Below are 1,365 nucleotides of genomic sequence, written 5' to 3' on the forward strand. Positions count from 1 at the left end.
TTGCAGCGCCTCCTTAAGTCGGCGATGTTTGCAGTTTCTGTAATTTAAGTCGCTTTCTGTTGCTGCAAATCACTACCGCGACCACCCAAACCAGCCTATTATCAAGTGATAGATTTAATAGCAATCACTCGATAGACAGGTGTGTCCATGTCTCTGCCCATAAGCGACTACCATCCGGCCCTGCCCCGGCAGGACGATTTCTGGCAGCATCTGGGTATTCCGGCCCGTGGCACGCGCCTGTACTCGGCGCTGCACGACGGTTTGCCGTATGAAGTATTCGAGCGTCTGGCGCATTACACCGACCTGAACCGCTCGACCCTGGCCGAGCATCTGGGCATCGCTCCCGCCACCTTGCAGCGACGCCTCAAGGTGCGCCGCTTCAATGCCGAGGAAAGCGATCGGCTGTTCCGCCTGGCAGCGGTTTACAAAGCGGCGCTGGACCTGTTCGAAGACGATGCCGAAGCGACCCGTCTGTGGCTGGCCAACCCGGTCTATGGGCTGGGCAATCGCAGGCCGCTGGAAATGCTCGCTACCTCGGCAGAGGCGCAGGCAGTGCTCGACCTGATCGGTCGGCTGGAACACGGTGTCGTGGCGTGATTGCAGTCTATCGACTGGTAAAGCGCAAATGGCTGGCTCAGGCGTTCGACGGTGAAGGCGCCAAGCTCTATGGCGGACGCTGGAACAGCAAAGGCAACGCCTGTGTGTACTGCGCAGGCAGCGAATCGCTGGCGCTGCTGGAAGTGCTGGTGCACCTGGGCAACGCTGGCGTGGCCCGGCATTACGCGATGCTTGAGCTGCAGATTGCCGAAGAGCACATCCTCAATGCACGGCCGGACACCCTGCCCCCCGACTGGCGCGAAGAGCCCGCACCACCGGCAACAGCCTCGTTCGGCGACGACTGGCTTGCCTCGGGTCAGAGCCTGGCACTGGCCGTGCCCAGCGTGATCATCCCGCGTGAGTCCAACTACCTGCTCAACGTCCAGCACCCGGAATTCCTGGCCGTTGTGGCAACGGCCAGGGAGCTGGAGTTTGTGGTTGATCCACGTTTGGGGTGAGTTGGCTGAACGGTTAGCTCGGCTATGGGAGGCTCTTGCTGCCACATGGGTTTAAAGCAATGTACGCCGCGACCAATGCATTCAGCACCTGATGTAACGCCTGAACACTGCGATGGATTATAAAACCGGCAACACTACGTGCGGCCGCTGACCAGTCCTACACCAGCATGCGCTTCAATCGCGTGCCTGAAAGCCTGAACAAAAAAACAATTACCTATAACTATATACCGCACTTCGTGACTATTAATACTACCTAATATCAAGGAGATATCATTCAGCTAATTAAACCTTAAGGGAAACTCTGAAAAAG

2 protein-coding genes are annotated in these 1,365 nt (G+C 57.5%); both read left to right on the forward strand.

All coding sequences use genetic code 11. The features are described 5' to 3' along the window. Positions 1-147: 147 nt before the first annotated feature. Complete coding sequence (locus tag ALO64_RS14895) at positions 148-597, forward strand: DUF2384 domain-containing protein (RefSeq protein WP_004663867.1); 450 nt, start codon at positions 148-150, stop codon at positions 595-597. Further along, complete coding sequence (locus ALO64_RS14900; protein WP_044345945.1) at positions 594-1,055, forward strand: RES family NAD+ phosphorylase; 462 nt, start codon at positions 594-596, stop codon at positions 1,053-1,055. Before ALO64_RS14895 ends, ALO64_RS14900 begins: the two co-directional genes overlap by 4 nt. Positions 1,056-1,365 lie beyond the last annotated feature (310 nt).

The sequence above is a fragment of the Pseudomonas meliae genome (assembly GCF_001400515.1).
Lineage (GTDB): Bacteria > Pseudomonadota > Gammaproteobacteria > Pseudomonadales > Pseudomonadaceae > Aquipseudomonas > Aquipseudomonas amygdali.

Coding starts and splice junctions, on each gene's coding strand:
- ALO64_RS14895 (WP_004663867.1), top strand. CDS start 148: ATGTCTCTGCCCATAAGCGACTACCATCCGGCCCTGCCCCGGCAGGAC.